Origin of the sequence: Mycobacterium sp. ACS1612 (genome assembly GCF_001667505.1) — a bacterium.
Lineage (GTDB): Bacteria > Actinomycetota > Actinomycetes > Mycobacteriales > Mycobacteriaceae > Mycobacterium.
This window is the reverse complement of sequence record NZ_LZHZ01000005.1, coordinates 105,088-121,273: the sequence shown is the minus strand read 5'-3', so window position 1 is coordinate 121,273 and position 16,186 is coordinate 105,088. Positions and strand designations below refer to the sequence as shown.

Genomic DNA, 16,186 nt, shown 5'->3' with positions numbered 1-16,186 from the left:
ACAGGTCATCTCGCGTGTCGACCCTTTCGGCGATTCGGCGGTCGACGACGCCGGTCAGCTACTCGGTCGCCCCGTCGGCGTTGTCGTGCGGGTCCTGCGGCGACTTGCAGCAATGCTGCAGCCACAGCGCAGCTATCACCAACGCGAGGGCGCTCACGGCGGCGACGACCGCGCCCGCGGTGTCCTCCCCCGCGACCCGCAACGTGCTGCGGCGCGGTAACAGGTAGCACAGCACCGCGATCCACCAGCCGAGGACCAGCGCGCCCACCCAGGCCGACGCCTTGGCGACCAACACCGACCGCGCCACGGCAAGCGGATGAAGCCAACCGCGGGCGTCGCCGATCTCCCCTTCGTTGATTTTGTTTCGCACATAGAACGCCCAGCCGGCCTCGGCGACGGCAACGGCCAGCAGCGAGATCCCCGTCCACACATCGATCGGCGGGAAATAGCGGTACACCAGTACCACCAGCAGGTAGCCCGCCACGGCAGTGAGCGTCGCCGCGGCCGTCAGGTCACGTTTGCGGGTGGGTCCCATCAGCCCAGCGCCACCTCGGTGCGACGCACGCCGTCACGCTCGTCGGGCGCCAGCTCGGCGAGCAGATCGGCGACGGCGCGGCATTGACCAGCGACGGTCAACGTCGCGGCCGGGTCCACCGCCAGCCACGGGATCAACACGAACGCCCGCTGATGCGCCAGCGGGTGCGGCAACGTGAGTTCGGCGTCGTGCGAGGTGACCTCGCGCTGCCCGTCGTGGCAGACCACGAGATCGACGTCGAGGGTGCGCGGACCCCACCGCTGCTCCCGGACACGCTCGGCGGCCGCTTCCAGCTCCTGCGCCCGATGTAGCCAACCGCGGCAGTCCAGCGCCGGATCGTCGGCGATCAGCACCGCGTTGAGGAACGATCCCTGTTCGACGCCGCCCCACGCATCCGTCTCGTACACCGGCGACACCGCACGCACCGCGCCGTCGAGACCGTCGACCACCGACTGCAGCCGAGCCTGCCGATCGCCGAGATTGGACCCGATGGACAGAACGACCCGGCTCACCCGGCACCTCCGCGGCCACCGCGCCGGGACCGCCTCGCCGTCACAGCCACATCCGAGAAGGTCAACGGGATCGGTGCCGACGGTTTGTGCACGACGACCTCGACAGCGTGCACCCGGTCATCGGCCATCACGTCGTCGGCGATCTCACCCGCCACCGTTTCGATGAGCTTGCGCGGCGGCCCGGAGACAACATCGGCCGCCCGTTGCGCCAGTGCGCCGTAGTCGAGCGTGTCGGCAAGATCGTCGCTTGCCGCGGCTGCCGCCAGGTCGACCCACACCGTGATGTCGACGACGAAGTCCTGCCCGTCGCGCCGCTCGTGGTCGTACACACCATGGAAACCGCGAACGGTTAAGCCGCGCAACTCGATTCGATCAGCCATGGTCAGCCGTTCCAAGCCTCGACGACTTTGAGCGCATCCACCGTCGCCTGCACGTCGTGCACCCGCACCCCCCACGCCCCGTTCAACACGGCCAGCGCCGAGATCACCGCGGTGGCGGTTTCCCTGCCGTCCGGTGTCCGCGGTTCACCGTCGGATCCGGCCAGCAGGGTGCCGAGGAAGCGCTTGCGGGACGCGCCGACGAGCACCGGTAGACCGGTCGCGACGAAGCGCGGCAACGCGCGCAGCAACGCCCAATTGTGTTGTGCTGTCTTGGCGAATCCCAGGCCGGGGTCGATGATCAGCTTGGCCGGGTCGACGCCGGCGGCCACGGCCGCATCCACGCTGGCCATCAGCTCGTCGTGGACCTCCGCGACCACGTCGCGGTAGGTGGGCACCTCGTGCGGCCGGGCCGTCCCGACCGCCCGCCAGTGCATCAGCACCCACGGCACTTTCGCGTCGGCCAGCAGTGGCGCCATGTTCGGATCGGCGCGCCCGCCGGACACGTCGTTGACGATCTGGGCGCCGTTCTCCAGCGCCGCCTGCGCCACCTCGGCGTGCATGGTGTCGATGCTGACTGTGATGCCATGTCCGGCAAGCTCTTTGATCACCGGCAGCACGCGTCCCGATTCGATACGCGGCTCGATGCGGGTGGCGCCGGGGCGGGTCGACTCACCTCCGACGTCGACGATCGCGGCGCCTTCGGCGGCCAGCGAGAGCCCGTGATCGACCGCGCGGTCGCGGTCCAAGAACAGTCCCCCGTCCGAGAAGGAATCGTCAGTGACATTGACGACCCCCATGACCTGCACGCGCGTCGCGGTCACCTCCGCAGGATGAGATCCAGCGCCTCGGCCCTTGACGCTTTATCGGTCTTGAACTGGCCACGCACCGCCGACGTCGTGGTGACCGCGCCCGGTTTGCGGACTCCGCGCATCGCCATGCACAGATGCTCGGCCTCGACGACCACGATCGCCCCGCGCGGGTTCAGCTTGCGCATCAGCGCGTCGGCGATCTGCGCTGTCAGCCGCTCCTGCACCTGCGGACGTTTGGCGTACAGGTCGACCAGTCGGGCGATCTTCGACAACCCGGTGACGCGGCCGTCCACCCCGGGGATGTAGCCGACGTGGGCCACCCCGTGGAACGAAACCAGGTGGTGTTCGCACGTCGAATACATCGGGATCTGCTTGACCAGCACCAGTTCGTCGTGCTGTTCGTCGAAGGTGGTGTCCAGCACCGTATCCGGGTCGGTGTACAGCCCGGCGAACAACTCCTTGTACGCACGGGCCACCCGGGCGGGCGTGTCCTCGAGGCCATGTCGGTCGGGGTCCTCGCCGACGGCGATCAGCAGCTCGCGGACGGCCGACTCGGCGCGTTCCTGGTCGAAGACGCGGTGATTGAACGTGGTCGAGTTGTGGTGCGACACCTGGTCATCCGCTCCTCGGGTGCGCGGAGTCATCAAGCCTCCGTTGTGTGTCAGCCGTTGGACCGGCTGGTGTCCTGTCCCGGATCCTCGCTCGGTCCCGGCGCGGGCTGGGTGCCCTGCGGGGCCGGATGTCCTTGCTGCGGATAGGGCTGGTACGGATACGGGTTCTGCCAGTGCGGCGGCGGGTACCAGTAGCCGTGCTGCGGCTGTTGGCCCTGCGGCTGCTGGCCGGGAGCCTGCGGCGGCGGCGGCCAGCCGGGGGCATGCCAGCCGGCGGGCGCGCCGTAGTCCGGCTGGGTCGGCGCGTTGGCGGGAAGTCCGTTGGCGCCGTTGCCGTTTGTGTTGGTCTGGTGCGCCTGCCGGGCCGCCGCTTCCCTGCTCGCCTGGGCGATAGCCGCCTTGAAGGCGGGTTCCGGGACGGGCTTGGGCCACGGCTCACCGCGTTCGATGGCCAACTCGCCCGGCGTCTTGATCGGCGGCTTGTCGGACGGCACGCGGCCGCCGAAGTCGTCGAACATGGTCAGCCGCGGCCGCTTCTTCACGTCGCCGAAGATGGCCTCCAGCTCGGCGCGGTGCAGCGTCTCCTTCTCGAGCAGTTCGCCTGCCAAAGTGTCGAGCACGTCGCGGTATTCGGTCAGGATCTCCCAGGCCTCGGTGTGCGCGGCCTCGATGAGCTTGCGGACCTCGTCGTCGATGATCTGGGCGACCTCATGGCTGTAATCGGCCTGAGTGCCCATGGTGCGGCCGAGGAACGGGTCGCCGTGTTCGGTGCCGTACCGCACCGCGCCCAGTTTGGAGCTCATGCCGTATTCGGTGACCATCGCGCGGGCGATCTTGGTGGCCTGCTCGATATCGGACACCGCGCCGGTGGTGGGCTCGCGGAACACCAGTTCCTCGGCGGCGCGTCCGCCCATCGCGAACACCAGTCGGGCAATCATCTCCGAGCGGGTCATCAGACCTTTGTCGTCCTCGGGCACCGCGACGGCGTGCCCGCCGGTGCGACCGCGGGCCAGAATCGTCACCTTGTAGATGGGCTCGATGTCGGGCATCGCCCATGCCGCGAGCGTGTGGCCGCCTTCGTGGTAGGCGGTGATCTTCTTCTCCTGCTCGCTGATGATGCGGCTCTTGCGCCGCGGCCCGCCGACGACGCGGTCCACGGCCTCCTCGAGCGCGGGCCCGGTGATCACGGTGCCGTTCTCGCGCGCGGTCAGCAGCGCGGCCTCGTTGATCACGTTGGCCAGGTCGGCGCCGGACATGCCGACGGTGCGCTTGGCCAGACCGTCGAGGTCGGCATCGGGCGCGATCGGCTTGCCTTGCGAGTGCACACGCAGCACCGCACGACGGCCTGCCAGATCGGGGTTGGACACCGGGATCTGGCGGTCGAAGCGGCCCGGCCGCAGCAGCGCCGGGTCGAGGATGTCGGGACGGTTGGTGGCGGCGATCAGGATGACGCCCTGCCGGTCACCGAAACCGTCCATCTCGACGAGCAACTGGTTCAGGGTCTGCTCGCGTTCGTCGTGGCCGCCGCCCAGGCCGGCGCCGCGCTGGCGGCCGACGGCATCGATCTCGTCGACGAAGATGATGCACGGGCTGTTCTGCTTGGCCTGCTCGAACAGGTCGCGCACCCGGGAGGCGCCGACGCCGACGAACATCTCGACGAAGTCCGAACCTGAAATCGTGAAGAACGGAACCCCGGCCTCGCCTGCGACCGCCCTGGCCAACAGAGTCTTGCCGGTGCCTGGCGGCCCGTAGAGCAGCACACCCTTGGGGATCTTGGCGCCCAGCGCCTGATACCTGCTGGGGTTCTGCAGGAAGTCCTTGATCTCGTAGAGCTCCTCGACGGCTTCGTCGACGCCTGCCACGTCGGCGAACGTGGTCTTGGGCATGTCCTTCGACAGCTGTTTGGCCCTCGACTTGCCGAATCCGAAGCCCATTCGGCCGCCGGTCTGCATCCGGGAGAACATCACGAACAGGCCGACCAGCAGGAGCAGCGGCAGCAGATAGATCAGCAGCGAGCCGAGCATGCTGCCCTGGTTCACCACCGTGTTGATCTTGGTGTTCTTCGCGCTCAGCGCGTCGAAGAGGGGCACGGCGTACCCGGTCGGGTACTTGGCGATGACCTTGTCGCTGTTGTCGGTGTCGGCGTTGCCGTTCTTCAGCTCGAGCCGTAACTGCTGCTCGCGGTCGTCGATCTGCGCGCTCTTGACGTTGTCGCTGCTGATCTGGGCCATCGCCACCGAGGTGTCGACGGGTTTGTAGCCGCGGGTGTCGTCACTGAAATAGAAGAACGACCAGCCGAGCAACAGCACCACGGCGATCGCGGTGAGCGTGCGGATCACATTTTTCCGGTTCATCAAGCATCGGCCCTCGCGGGCAGGTCCTTCCAATACGCGCAGCTGGAATAGTTCAGGCTACCGCTAGACCAACGAAGGAAGGTTCCCGGCGGTTCTCTCGGGCACTCTTTCGGCAACCACCGCCCTGTGCTTGGCTGTGGTCGTGCTCACCTCGACCGAGCGGTTAGTCGAGACCAACGGCGTTTCGCTGCGGTTGTACGAGGCAGGTGAGGCGGGTGCTCCCGTCGTCGTATTGGCCCACGGCTTTCCCGAACTGGCCTACTCGTGGCGACACCAGATCCCGGTGCTCGCGGCGGCCGGCTATCACGTGCTGGCCCCCGATCAACGCGGCTACGGCGGCTCCGAGCAGCCTGAGGCCGTCGACGACTACGACATCCACGCCCTCACCGGCGATCTCGTCGGCCTACTCGACGAGATCGGCACCGAACGGGCGGTGTTCATCGGCCACGACTGGGGAGCCATGGTGGTGTGGCACACCGCCGTGCTGCACCCGCAGCGCGTCAGGGCGGCCGCGGGCCTGTCGGTCCCGCCCATTCCGCGTGCCCGGTCCCGACCCACCGAGCGTTGGCGACAGAAGTTCGGCGAGGACTTCTACATGTTGCGCTTCCAGGAACCAGGGGTTGCCGAGGCCGAGATGGAGGCCGACGTGGCCGCCACGATGAGCGGGATGTTCGCCGGTCTGGCGGCGGGGCCGGCACCGCTGCCGAACTGGATCAGCGCCCGAGAGTTCGAGCGTTACGTGGCCGAATTCAGCAGGACCGGATTCACCGGCGCGCTGAACTGGTACCGCAACTACGACCGCAACTGGGAGTCGACGCCGCAGTTGGCCGACGCGAAGATCGAGGTGCCCGCACTGTTCGTCGGCGGGACGGCCGACCCGGTGGGCCCGACGATGAATCCCGCCCGCGCCCACCAGATGGTGGCGGGGCCGTACACAGAGAAGTGGATCGAAGGCGCGGGCCACTGGGTGCAGCAGGAGCGGCCCGACGAGGTCAATGGCATCCTGCTGGCATTCCTCGCAGAACTGGAGCAGTCATGACAGACAGACCGTTGAACTTCGGCGTCTTCATCACGCCGTTCCACCCGGTTGGCCAATCCCCCACCGTTGCACTGGAATACGACCTGGACCGCACCGTCGCACTGGACAAGCTCGGGTACGACGAGGTGTGGTTCGGCGAGCACCATTCCGGCGGATACGAGTTGATCGCCTGCCCGGAGGTGTTCATCGCGGCTGCCGCCGAGCGCACCAAGCACATTCGGCTGGGCACCGGTGTGGTTTCGCTGCCCTACCACCATCCGCTGATGGTGGCCGACCGGTGGGTGCTGCTGGACCATCTCACCCGCGGGCGGGTGATGTTCGGCACCGGGCCTGGAGCGCTGCCGTCCGATGCCTACATGATGGGCATCGACCCGGTCGAGCAGCGCCGGATGATGCAGGAGTCACTCGAGGCGATCCTAGCGCTGTTCCGCGCGGCACCCGACGAGCGGATCGACCGGCAGTCCGACTGGTTCACGCTGCGCGACGCGCAATTGCACATCCGTCCGTTCACCTGGCCGTATCCCGAAATCTCCACCGCGGCAATGATTTCCCCGTCGGGGCCGCGGCTGGCCGGCGCGCTCGGCACGTCGCTGCTGTCGCTGTCGATGTCGGTCCCCGGCGGTTATGCGGCACTGGAGAACACCTGGCAGGTGGTGACGGATCAGGCGTCGAAGTCGGGCCGTGACGAACCCGACCGCGCCGACTGGCGGGTGCTGGCCATCATGCATCTGGCCGACACCAGGGAGCAGGCCATCGACGACTGCACGTACGGATTGCAGGACTTCGCGAACTATTTCGGCGCGGCCGGGTTCGTGCCCTTGTCGAATGCCAGCGACGGTGCCGCGGGAACACAATCGCCGCGGGATTTCGTCGCCGAATACGCGGGCATGGGCAATTGCTGCATCGGCACCCCCGGCGACGCGGTGGCCTACATCCACGACCTGCTCGAGCAGTCCGGTGGATTCGGCACGCTGCTGCTGCTCGGCCACGACTGGGCCTCACCCGCGGCCACCTACCACTCCTACGAACTGTTCGCCCGCGAGGTGATCCCGCACTTCAAGGGTCAGTTGATCGCACCGCGGGCATCGCACGACTGGGCAAAGGGCATGCGCGACAAGCTGCTCGGCCGCGCAGGCGAGGCGATCGTCAAGGCGATCAGCGAGCACACCGACGAACTGAAGGAACAGAAGTCCTGATGCGCGCCTCGGTGCTGCGCGGCGGTCGCATGGTACTCCGCGACGACGTGGCCGAACCGGTCCCCGGACCGGGCCAGGTGCTGGTCGGCGTAAAAGCGTGCGGAATCTGCGGCTCTGACTTGCATTTCGCCCAACACGGCGCGGACGTCCTGGAACTGAACAACCAGATCGAGGGCTTCGGCGGCGGCACCATGAACATCGATCTGAACCGCGACATCTTTATGGGTCACGAGTTCAGCGCCGAGCTGCTGGAGGCGGGTCCCGACACCGAAGCCCCCGCCGCGGGCACACTGGTCACCTCACTGCCGGTGCTCGTGTCGGCGACCGGCGTCGAGCCAATCGTTTACTCCAACAAGACCATCGGTGGATACGCCGAGCGGATGCTGTTGAGCGCGCCCCTGGTGACGCCGATTCCGAACGGACTGGACCCGCGGCACGCTGCGCTGACCGAACCGATGGCCGTCGGCCTGCACGCGGTGAACAAGTCCTCGATCCAGCGCGGCGAGGCGGCGTTGGTGCTGGGCTGTGGGCCGATTGGGCTCGCGGTCATCGCCGGTCTGCGTCGTCTCGGTGTGGAAAGTATTGTCGCAGCCGACTTTTCGGCACGCCGACGCGACCTGGCGCAGGCCATGGGCGCCACCGCCACCGTCGACCCCGCCGAAGCCTCCCCGTTCGACAGCGCACGGCCTGCGGTCATCTTCGAGGCGGTCGGCGTGCCTGGCATCATCGACGACATCCTGCGTCGGGCGCCGGTCGGCGCACGCGTCGTCGTAGCGGGCGTCTGCATGCAGGCCGACACCTTCCACCCGTACTTCGCGATCGCCAAGCAGATCAACGTGCAGTTCGTCCTGGCCTACGACCCGACCGAGTTCACCGATTGCCTGCGCGCGATCGCCGAGGGCGACATCGACGTCGCACCGATGATCACCGGGGAGGTCGGTCTGGACGGCGTCGGCGCCGCGTTCGACGACCTGGCCCATCCCGATGCGCACTGCAAGATCCTGGTGACTCCCTGACGGTATGGTGCCAGGCATGCCCACCCGTCTGCTTCTCATCGCCGCGGCGGCGCTTGCCGCCGTTGGACTCTCGGCCTGCGACTCGACATCCGGGCCAACGGGCTCCTCCGACAACCAAACCCGTCAAGTCACCGTGGTGGGGGCGGGTGAGGTGCAGGGTGCGCCAGACACGCTGAACGTCAACGCGTCCATCGAGTTCGTCGCGCCCGACGTCAGTGGCGCGATGAACCAGACCAGCGATCGTCAGCAGGCGGTCATCGACGCGTTGGTCGGGGCAGGCATCGACCGCAAGGACATCAGCACCTCGAATGTCAGCCTGCAGCCACAGTTCGCGGGCGGCGACAGCACCACCATCGTCGGCTACCGTGCGAACAATTCGATCGACATCAAGGTCCGCAAGCTCGACACCGCATCGCAGACGCTGGCGTCGATCATCAACACCGGCGGCGACGCCACCCGGATCAACTCGGTGAACTATTCGCTCGACGACGACTCACAGCTGGTGAAGGACGCCAGGGCGCGCGCGTTCAACGACGCCAAGGACCGCGCTCAGCAGTACGCACAGCTGTCCGGGCTGCACCTCGGCAAGGTCGTCTCGATCACCGAGTCGGGCGGGTCCCCGCCGCCCACCCCGCTGCCCAACTTCAAGGGCGCCGAGATGGCAGCGGTGCCGGTGGAACCCGGTCAGCAGACCGTGAACTTCTCCGTGACGGTCATCTTCGAGCTCACCTGATTTCCGTCAGGCCGGTGACACCACCACCGGGATGCCGTTGAGCACGGCGGTTCCCGACAGCGGGTCGAGCTGTCCGCCGTCGTTGAGTTGGTTGACGTTGACACCCGGTTGGTCGGCGGCGACCAGCTGACGGGTGCCGCCGCGGTCGTGTCCCCAGCCGTGCGGCAGCGAGACGACACCGCGCCGCATGCCCGGCGTCAGCTCGATCGGCGCCACCAGGTCGCCGCCGGGGCCCTTGATCGACGCGTTGTCCGTCAACCCGAGTTCGGCGGCATCGTCCGGATGGATCTGCAACGTGCAGCGGTTGGTGCCGCCGGCCAGCGCAGGCAGGTTGTGCATCCAGCTGTTGTTCGAACGCAGGTGCCGACGACCGATCAGCACGAAGCCGTCGTCGTCGCGGCCCAGCGAATCCCGCAGCCGCGCCACGTCGGCGATCAACGCCTCCGGAGCGAGTTCGATTCGGCCTGAACGTGTTTTGAGCACCTCGGGGATCCGCGGCTGCAGCGGGCCGAGGTCGATGCCGTGCGGTGCCGCTTTCAGCCGCTGAAGCGTCAGACTGTCGGGATTGGCGCCGAACGCGTCGCCGTAGGGGCCGAGTCGCAGCATCATGTCCAGCCTGCGTTCGTAGCCGGGTCCGTCGATCAGCATCGCGATCATCTCATCGACTGCGCGCCCGGCCACCGGCGAATGCGGGTCCGCGGCCTCCTTCTCGAGGGTGGTGGTGATGACCTGTTGGTCGACCAGGCCAGGATCCTGGTCGTGGCCCACGCCGTAGAGGATCAGCGCCAGCCGCGACAGGATCTCCGGTTCGTCGGGCCTGCCGTCCAACGCCACGGCGGGCGGCGTATAGCGGGCGTTGTTGCGCACCGCGAGGTTGTTCAGCGCGAAGTCGTAGTGACCGGCCCGCGACGGCGGCGGTGGCGGCATGATCACGTCGGCGTGACACGTGGTCTCGTTGAGATACGGGTCGATGCTGAGCATGAACTCGACGCTGTCGAGCGCACGGTCGAGGCGGTCGCCGTCGGGAGCCGACAGCACCGGGTTGCCCGCGATCGTGATCATCGCCTTGATCTGGCCGTCCCCTTCGGTGTCGATTTCCTCGGCGAGCGCGGCGGCGGGTAGTTCGGAGAGCGCCTCCGGATACCCCGAGACGCGGCTGTGCCATCGCCCGGTGGCGAAACCCTTGCCGGGCCCGGCGGGTCGCGGTGCCGGCATCGCCGCGCCGAGCGGGAACATCGCGCCACCCGGTCGGTCGAGGTTTCCGGTCAGCACGTTGATGACGTCGACGAGCCAGCTGCCGATTGTGCCGAATTCGACTGTGGACGTACCGATTCGGCCGTACACCGCCGCCGTGGGCGCCGCTGCGATCTCACGGGCCAGGACGCGTATCTCGTCGGCGGCCACACCGCAGTGCGCGGCTACCGTCTCGGGGGCAAACGCGTCGGCCAGTTCGCGGACCTGCTCCAGTCCGTTGACGTGATCGGCCAGGCCGCCGAGATCCGGTGCGACCAGGTCTTCGTCGAACTGCACGTGGACGACGGCGAAAAGCAGCGCGGCGTCGGTGCCGGGCCGCGGGGCGAGGTGGCGGTCGGCCAGTTCGGCGGTGCGGGTGCGCGCCGGGTCGATGACTGTCAGCTTGCCGCCGCGCTTGCGCAGGGCGCGCAGCTTGCCGGGGAAATCGGTGGCGGTGGCCAAACTTCCGTTGGAGACAAGGGGATTCGCGCCGATGATGACCAGATAGTCGGTGCGGTCCAGATCGGGCACGGTGAACGCGACGGGGCTGCCGAACATGTGTCCCAGCGCGACGTGCTTGGGCATCTGGTCCAGCGTGCTGGCGCTGAACATCTGGCGGGTGCGCAGCGCGCGGATGATCAACGGCGCGTAGAGGCTGCCTGCGATCGTGTGCGCGTTCGGGTTGCCGAGGTAGACGCCGACCGACGCGCCGCCGTGGTCACGGATCACCGCGCCGAGCCGCTCGGCGACCACCGCGTAGGCCTCGTCCCAGGTGGCTTCGGTGAGCTCGCCGTCGCGGCGGACCAACGGCCCGCTCAGCCGGTCGGGATCGTTGTCGAGTTCGGCGAAGCTGGCGCCCTTCGGGCAGATGAATCCGTGGCTGAAGACGTCCTCGCGGTCGCCGCGCGCGGCCGTCACCCGGCCGTCGGAGATGGTCAGCGTCAGGCCGCAGGTGGCCTCACACAGCGGGCAGATCCGCAGGGCTGTTTCCGTCATTGAGCTATCTTGCGTCGCGGAGCCCGATCTCCGCCATTACCCGGCACATAACCGACGCCTGTTGGCTCGGAATGCACGTTTTGTACGCGCCTACTCGTACTCTGTCACCAAAACGTGCATTTCGGCGGGCCGGGCTAGGCCGGCGGGGTCAGGACTGCTCGTACACCTTCGGGTCCAGCGTGCCGATGTACGGCAGGTCACGGTAGCGCTCGGCATAGTCGAGGCCGTAGCCGACGACGAACTCGTTGGGGATGTCGAAGCCGACGTAGGCGATGTCGACGTCGGCGCGCACCGCGTCGGGCTTACGCAGCAGCGTGCACACCCGCAGCGACCGCGGACGCCGCGTCGCCAGGTTCCGCAGTAGCCAGGACAACGTCAGCCCGGAGTCGACAACGTCCTCGACGATCAGCACGTCTCGGTCGTTGATGTCGCGGTCCAGGTCCTTGAGGATGCGCACCACACCCGACGACGACGTCGACGAACCGTAGGAACTGACCGCCATGAACTCCAGCTGGGTGGGCAGCGGAATGGCCCGCGCCAGGTCGGTGACGAAGAAGACCGCGCCCTTGAGAACGGTGATCAGGAGCAGGTCTTGGGAGTTCTCGGCGATCGCGTCGCGGTAGTCGTCGCCGACCCGCTCGCCGAGTTCGGCGATCTTGTCCTGGAGCGCCTGCGACGAGAGCAACACCGACTTGATGTCGCCGGGATAAAGCTCCGTAGGTTGCTCGACCACGTCCACAGCGTGCCACACCTTCACACCGGTTCGGTGTGCAGCGTCAGCATCCCGTCGCGGCGCCCCGCGATCAGGCGCCGACTGCGCAGTGGTGAACCGACGGCGACTCCGCCCTGACCGCGCCACGCGGTGACCAGAGTGTCGACGCCGCGGATCTGTTTGTCGGTCAGCCCGCTCGCACCGCCTGCCAGCAGCCAGCCGCGAATCACCCTGCGTCGGAGCGCCTCCGGCAGCGCAGCCAACCGCGCGGTGTCCAGTGCACCGCCGGCCGAGCCGGCAATTGAACCTGAGCCCGTGCCGACCTCGGCCAACGCCTCGTCGGCCAACCGGTCGAGGGCGTCGGTGTCTTCACGCAATGCGGCCGCGGTGCGGGCCAGCGCCTCGGCGACCCCGCCGCCGAGCACGTCCTCCAGCAACGGCAGTACCTCGGAGCGCAGTCTGCTGCGGGTGAATCGGCGGTCGGCGTTGTGCGGGTCGTGCCACGGAGTCAGGCCCAACTCGTCGCACGCCGCATGGGTCACCGCGCGGCGGACGCCGAGTAGCGGGCGGTACCACGGCGGATCGCTGGGCCGCATCCCTGCGATCGACCGCGGACCCGAACCCCTGCCGAGCCCCAGCAGCACCGTCTCGGCTTGGTCGTCGAGTGTGTGCGCCAACAGCACCGAGGCGTCGTCGCGCGCGGCATCCAGCGCCCGGTAGCGGGCGGCGCGCGCGGCGGCCTCAGGTCCGCCCTCGGTACCGACGTCGACACAAAGCACTTGCGCCTCAACGCATCCCAATGTCAGCGCCTGTTGCCGGGCGGTTGCCGCGACGCGACCGGAGTCGGGTTGCAGCCGATGATCGACGATCAGTGCGCTGGTCGGTCTCACCGCGGCGGCCACCGCGGTCAGCGCCAACGAATCCGCGCCGCCGGACAGCGCGACACACCAGCGTTGCTCGTCGGCGACGAACTCGCTGGCGAATGCGGCCAGCGCCGACTTCAGCGTCGCTACAGCACCCTGTCGATCCATCGCTGCGGCTCGTCGATTTCGGTTGGCAGCGGCAAGGTTTCGGCGTTCGACCAGACAGCGTTGAAGCGGGCCATCCCGACCCGGCCGACGACATGGTCGACGAACGCCTTACCGCGGGTGTACTGGCTGAGCTTGGCGTCGAAACCGAGAAGGGCCCGCACGATGCGCTGCAGCGGAGGCTGTTTGCGTCTGCGGCGCTCGTCGAACCGGCGCCTGATGGTGGCGACGGTCGGCACCACCGCCGGGCCGACCCCGTCCATCACGTGGTCGGCATGCCCCTCCAGCAGAGTGCCCAACACCAGCAGTTGGTCGAGCGCGCGGCGCTGCGGTTCCGATTGCACAGCGCGCAGCAACCCGAGCACACCGGTCGAATTCGGTTCGGGCGCAACGCCATCGCGCCTGTTGCGAACCAACTCGGCAAGTCGGCCGACCACCTCGGTGATGTCCTGGGTGGCGTCGTCCGTCAGCACGGCCAGCGACTGTGACATGTGCTCGGCCAGCCAGGGATTGGCCCGGAACTGCACTCGGTGTGTGACTTCATGCAGGCACACCCACAGCCGGAAGTCGGCTGGCAACACCCGCAATTGGCGTTCGACGGCGATGACGTTCGGATAGACCAGCAACAGTTCGCCGCCGTTGGGCCCGAACGGGTCGTACTGGCCGAGAATGCCCGACGAGATGAACGCCAGCACCGCGCCGGTTTGCGCACCGGTGATGCGGCTGGTGATCATGCCGCGTGGACTTTGCGTGCCGCCGGTCATCACCCGCATGGATTGCGTTGCGGCGCGGATCCATTCGACGCGGTCGACGACGTGGGCCTCGGGAATCTCACCACCCTCGTTGAGGCCGGTCACCTCGCGGACTGGTAGTTCGGCGCTGCGGGACGCCTCGGCCAACTGCTCGATGACCTGTCGGCGGGTGTAGTCGGTGGCGGCGGGACCTGGACGCGCGAGTTTGGCGCCCACGGTGGCGGCGAACTGCCAGTCGACGGCGCGGCCGACGGTCAGCTTCGGTTTGGTCGACGAATTCATGTGCTGCACCCGCAGGATCGCAGCGCCGCGGCCAGGGTGTCGATCGCCGTTCGGCCCGTAGGCCCGGCGTTGTTGGAGATGAACGCGAAGGTGAGCACCCGCCCGCTGGCGTCGGTGACGATGCCTGCCAACGAATTGGTTCCGGTCAGCGAGCCCGTCTTGGCCCTCAGGTAACCCGCGGCCGCCCGGCCGGCGTCCGTGTCGAGGTAGCGGTTGGACAGCGTGCCGCTGCCCCCGGCGATCGGCAGCAGGTCGACCAGGGGCCGCAGCTTGGGATGGTCGTTGCCTGCGGCCGCATTGACCACCTCGTCGAGCGTCTCGGCCGTCAATCGGTCGTCGACCGACAGTCCGCTGGAGTCGACCAGATGCGAATTGCTGGTGTCGATCTTGGCCCTGTCGAGTTCGCCGAGCACGGCCCGCACGGCGCCGTCGAAACTCTGCGGCTTGCCTGCCTGCGCGGCGACCTCACGGCCGATCGACTCCGCCATCACGTTGTCCGATTCGTTCATCATCTGGCGCAGCCGCTCCAGCAGGGGCGGCGACTGCACCGACGCGATCTCCTGACCGCCGCGCACCCCGTTGGGCAGCATGGTCACGGTCGCCGGGTCCACCCTCAGCGCGACGGCCAGCGCGCGCCCCGCATCCAGGGCGGGGCTGGTGGAGCGCCCGGACTCGACGGTGACCGGCTGGGTGCGGCCGGCGTCGAGCATCACGGCCTCCATCGGCGCGATGTCGCCACCCCCGATATCGGCGGGATCCCAGCCCGGCGCCATGGTCGGACCGCTGAACGCGCTGACGTCCACCTGGACGGTGGTGACGTCGATACCGCTGCGACGCACCTGGTCGGCCAGATCGCTGATCCGGGCCGCACCCTTGTACCAGGTCGGTTTGCCCGGTGGCGCGGCCGACAGAGTCGGGTCGCCCCCACCCTTGAGCACGACGACGCCGGGTTGCCCGGTCGACAGCACACGGGTGGTCAGCCGCGCGTCGCGGTCGAGCGCCAGCAGCGCGGCGGCAGTGGTCAGCGTCTTGTTCACCGACGCCGGCTGCATCGGCACATCTGCGCCCTGCGCCCACAACTGCGCGCCGGTGATCGCATCGGTGATCCTTCCGGTCAGGGCGCCCAGGTTCGGGTCGGCCACCAGCGGCGCCAGCAGCCCGGCCAACCGGTCGGGGGTCGGCTTGGTCGCCGAGTCGCCGACCGGGACGACGCCGGGGGCTGCGGTCGCCGCGGCCGGCGCCGGCTTCACGACCTGGGCATCGCTGGTCGAGTTGCCGCTGGTGAGCACGGCGGCCACCGCGACGACGGCGGCCACCAGCAGCAGCACCGCCACGCCGATCAGCACATGCGTTGATCGCCGCCACTGCGTCGGCCGCATAACTCTCCCGCTCTGTTGCCCAGCACCTCACAGCAGCGTATCCCTCCGTTAGGGTGAGGCCCGTCCTGTCAGACCTGTGCACATGCGTGAGGAGCCGCGGCGGTGGAGTTCGACGTCGTCATCGAGATCCCCAAGGGATCGCGCAACAAATACGAGGTGGACCACGAAACCGGCCGCGTGAAGCTGGACCGCTATCTGTTCACCCCGATGGGTTATCCGACCGATTACGGCTTCTTCGAGAACACCCTCGGTGAGGACGGCGATCCGCTGGATGCGCTGGTCCTGCTGCCCGAGTCGGTGTTCCCCGGCTGCATCGTCGAGGCGCGACCGGTCGCGATGTTCAGAATGACCGACGAAGCGGGCGGCGACGACAAGCTGCTGTGCGTGCCTGCCGGTGACCCGCGCTGGGACCACATTCAGGACCTCGACGATGTGCCCGCCTTCGAATTGGAGGCGATCAAACACTTCTTCGTGCACTACAAGGACCTGGAACCGGGCAAGTTCGTCAAGGCCGCTGACTGGGTGGGCCGAGAGGAAGCCGAAGCGGAGTTGAAGGCCTCCGTCGAGCGCTTCAAACAGGCCGGGCACTAGCGGTAGCTGATTTTTTCGCTCCTCACGT

General features: G+C 68.1%; 16 protein-coding genes. 5 read left to right on the top strand and 11 right to left on the bottom strand.

The features are described from left to right. Window positions 1-58: 58 nt before the first annotated feature. From A5724_RS03175 to ftsH, 6 genes are read right to left on the bottom strand one after another with little or no spacing between them, the layout of a single operon-like run. Entirely contained in the window at window positions 59-535 is a 477-nt protein-coding gene (locus tag A5724_RS03175) for a DUF3180 domain-containing protein (RefSeq protein WP_067796066.1), read from the bottom strand. Next, the gene (gene folK, locus A5724_RS03170) at window positions 535-1,047 is read right to left on the bottom strand and encodes a 2-amino-4-hydroxy-6-hydroxymethyldihydropteridine diphosphokinase (protein ID WP_067796062.1); all 513 of its coding nucleotides are present in this window, start codon (window positions 1,045-1,047) and stop codon (window positions 535-537) included. Before folK ends, A5724_RS03175 begins: the two co-directional genes overlap by 1 nt. After that, on the bottom strand, window positions 1,044-1,427 hold the full coding sequence (gene folB / locus A5724_RS03165) for a dihydroneopterin aldolase (protein WP_067796060.1): 384 nt from the start codon (window positions 1,425-1,427) through the stop codon (window positions 1,044-1,046). Before folB ends, folK begins: the two co-directional genes overlap by 4 nt. A 2-nt stretch (window positions 1,428-1,429) precedes the next feature. Then, window positions 1,430-2,224 carry a dihydropteroate synthase gene (gene folP / locus A5724_RS03160; protein ID WP_082964832.1) on the bottom strand — a complete coding sequence of 265 codons (795 nt, stop codon included), beginning with the start codon at window positions 2,222-2,224 and terminating at the stop codon, window positions 1,430-1,432. Window positions 2,225-2,244: 20 nt separating this feature from the next. Continuing rightward, a complete protein-coding gene (gene folE / locus A5724_RS03155; protein ID WP_067796055.1) occupies window positions 2,245-2,880 on the bottom strand; it encodes a GTP cyclohydrolase I FolE in 636 nt (211 codons plus the stop codon). A 17-nt stretch (window positions 2,881-2,897) separates the two neighbouring features. Beyond that, the gene (ftsH, locus tag A5724_RS03150) at window positions 2,898-5,201 is read right to left on the bottom strand and encodes an ATP-dependent zinc metalloprotease FtsH (protein WP_067796051.1); all 2,304 of its coding nucleotides are present in this window, start codon (window positions 5,199-5,201) and stop codon (window positions 2,898-2,900) included. 142 nt (window positions 5,202-5,343) lie between these two features. Between ftsH and A5724_RS03145 the strand changes: the two genes are divergently transcribed. From A5724_RS03145 to A5724_RS03130, 4 genes are read left to right on the top strand one after another with little or no spacing between them, the layout of a single operon-like run. Continuing rightward, the gene (locus A5724_RS03145) at window positions 5,344-6,240 is read left to right on the top strand and encodes an alpha/beta fold hydrolase (RefSeq protein WP_067796257.1); all 897 of its coding nucleotides are present in this window, start codon (window positions 5,344-5,346) and stop codon (window positions 6,238-6,240) included. Continuing rightward, window positions 6,237-7,436, top strand: coding sequence for an LLM class flavin-dependent oxidoreductase (locus tag A5724_RS03140; protein ID WP_067796046.1), 1,200 nt, complete (start codon window positions 6,237-6,239; stop codon window positions 7,434-7,436). Before A5724_RS03145 ends, A5724_RS03140 begins: the two co-directional genes overlap by 4 nt. After that, window positions 7,436-8,452 (top strand): zinc-binding dehydrogenase, encoded by a 1,017-nt coding sequence (locus A5724_RS03135; protein WP_067796045.1) that lies wholly within the window; start codon window positions 7,436-7,438, stop codon window positions 8,450-8,452. The genes A5724_RS03140 and A5724_RS03135 overlap by 1 nt, the downstream gene beginning before the upstream one ends. Before the next feature lie 16 nt (window positions 8,453-8,468). After that, window positions 8,469-9,185, top strand: coding sequence for an SIMPL domain-containing protein (locus tag A5724_RS03130; protein WP_067796254.1), 717 nt, complete (start codon window positions 8,469-8,471; stop codon window positions 9,183-9,185). A 6-nt stretch (window positions 9,186-9,191) separates the two neighbouring features. Here A5724_RS03130 and A5724_RS03125 read toward each other — a convergent pair whose 3' ends face one another. From A5724_RS03125 to dacB, 5 genes are all read right to left on the bottom strand, one after another. Continuing rightward, window positions 9,192-11,414, bottom strand: coding sequence for a molybdopterin-dependent oxidoreductase (locus A5724_RS03125; RefSeq protein ID WP_067796041.1), 2,223 nt, complete (start codon window positions 11,412-11,414; stop codon window positions 9,192-9,194). Window positions 11,415-11,562: 148 nt separating this feature from the next. Beyond that, window positions 11,563-12,171 carry a hypoxanthine phosphoribosyltransferase gene (hpt, locus tag A5724_RS03120; protein ID WP_067796037.1) on the bottom strand — a complete coding sequence of 203 codons (609 nt, stop codon included), beginning with the start codon at window positions 12,169-12,171 and terminating at the stop codon, window positions 11,563-11,565. Beyond that, window positions 12,168-13,157 (bottom strand): tRNA lysidine(34) synthetase TilS, encoded by a 990-nt coding sequence (gene tilS / locus A5724_RS03115; RefSeq protein ID WP_067796034.1) that lies wholly within the window; start codon window positions 13,155-13,157, stop codon window positions 12,168-12,170. Before tilS ends, hpt begins: the two co-directional genes overlap by 4 nt. Further along, window positions 13,136-14,188, bottom strand: a complete 1,053-nt coding sequence (locus tag A5724_RS03110) for a zinc-dependent metalloprotease (protein WP_082964831.1) — start codon at window positions 14,186-14,188, stop codon at window positions 13,136-13,138. Before A5724_RS03110 ends, tilS begins: the two co-directional genes overlap by 22 nt. Next, window positions 14,185-15,567 carry a D-alanyl-D-alanine carboxypeptidase/D-alanyl-D-alanine-endopeptidase gene (gene dacB / locus A5724_RS03105; RefSeq protein ID WP_067796028.1) on the bottom strand — a complete coding sequence of 461 codons (1,383 nt, stop codon included), beginning with the start codon at window positions 15,565-15,567 and terminating at the stop codon, window positions 14,185-14,187. The genes A5724_RS03110 and dacB overlap by 4 nt, the downstream gene beginning before the upstream one ends. 102 nt (window positions 15,568-15,669) lie before the next feature. Between dacB and A5724_RS03100 the strand changes: the two genes are divergently transcribed. Beyond that, on the top strand, window positions 15,670-16,158 hold the full coding sequence (locus tag A5724_RS03100; RefSeq protein ID WP_067796022.1) for an inorganic diphosphatase: 489 nt from the start codon (window positions 15,670-15,672) through the stop codon (window positions 16,156-16,158). The last annotated feature ends 28 nt before the right edge of the window (window positions 16,159-16,186 follow it).

Excerpts from the sequence above, each read along its gene's own strand:
- folB (WP_067796060.1), bottom strand. The coding sequence starts at position 1,427 with ATGGCTGATCGAATCGAGTTGCGCGGCTTAACCGTTCGCGGTTTCCAT.
- dacB (WP_067796028.1), bottom strand. The coding sequence starts at position 15,567 with ATGCGGCCGACGCAGTGGCGGCGATCAACGCATGTGCTGATCGGCGTG.
- A5724_RS03110 (WP_082964831.1), bottom strand. The coding sequence starts at position 14,188 with ATGAATTCGTCGACCAAACCGAAGCTGACCGTCGGCCGCGCCGTCGAC.
- folP (WP_082964832.1), bottom strand. The coding sequence starts at position 2,224 with ATGGGGGTCGTCAATGTCACTGACGATTCCTTCTCGGACGGGGGACTG.
- A5724_RS03135 (WP_067796045.1), top strand. The coding sequence starts at position 7,436 with ATGCGCGCCTCGGTGCTGCGCGGCGGTCGCATGGTACTCCGCGACGAC.
- folE (WP_067796055.1), bottom strand. The coding sequence starts at position 2,880 with ATGACTCCGCGCACCCGAGGAGCGGATGACCAGGTGTCGCACCACAAC.
- A5724_RS03130 (WP_067796254.1), top strand. The coding sequence starts at position 8,469 with ATGCCCACCCGTCTGCTTCTCATCGCCGCGGCGGCGCTTGCCGCCGTT.
- A5724_RS03140 (WP_067796046.1), top strand. The coding sequence starts at position 6,237 with ATGACAGACAGACCGTTGAACTTCGGCGTCTTCATCACGCCGTTCCAC.
- A5724_RS03125 (WP_067796041.1), bottom strand. The coding sequence starts at position 11,414 with ATGACGGAAACAGCCCTGCGGATCTGCCCGCTGTGTGAGGCCACCTGC.
- ftsH (WP_067796051.1), bottom strand. The coding sequence starts at position 5,201 with ATGAACCGGAAAAATGTGATCCGCACGCTCACCGCGATCGCCGTGGTG.
- A5724_RS03175 (WP_067796066.1), bottom strand. The coding sequence starts at position 535 with ATGGGACCCACCCGCAAACGTGACCTGACGGCCGCGGCGACGCTCACT.
- tilS (WP_067796034.1), bottom strand. The coding sequence starts at position 13,157 with ATGGATCGACAGGGTGCTGTAGCGACGCTGAAGTCGGCGCTGGCCGCA.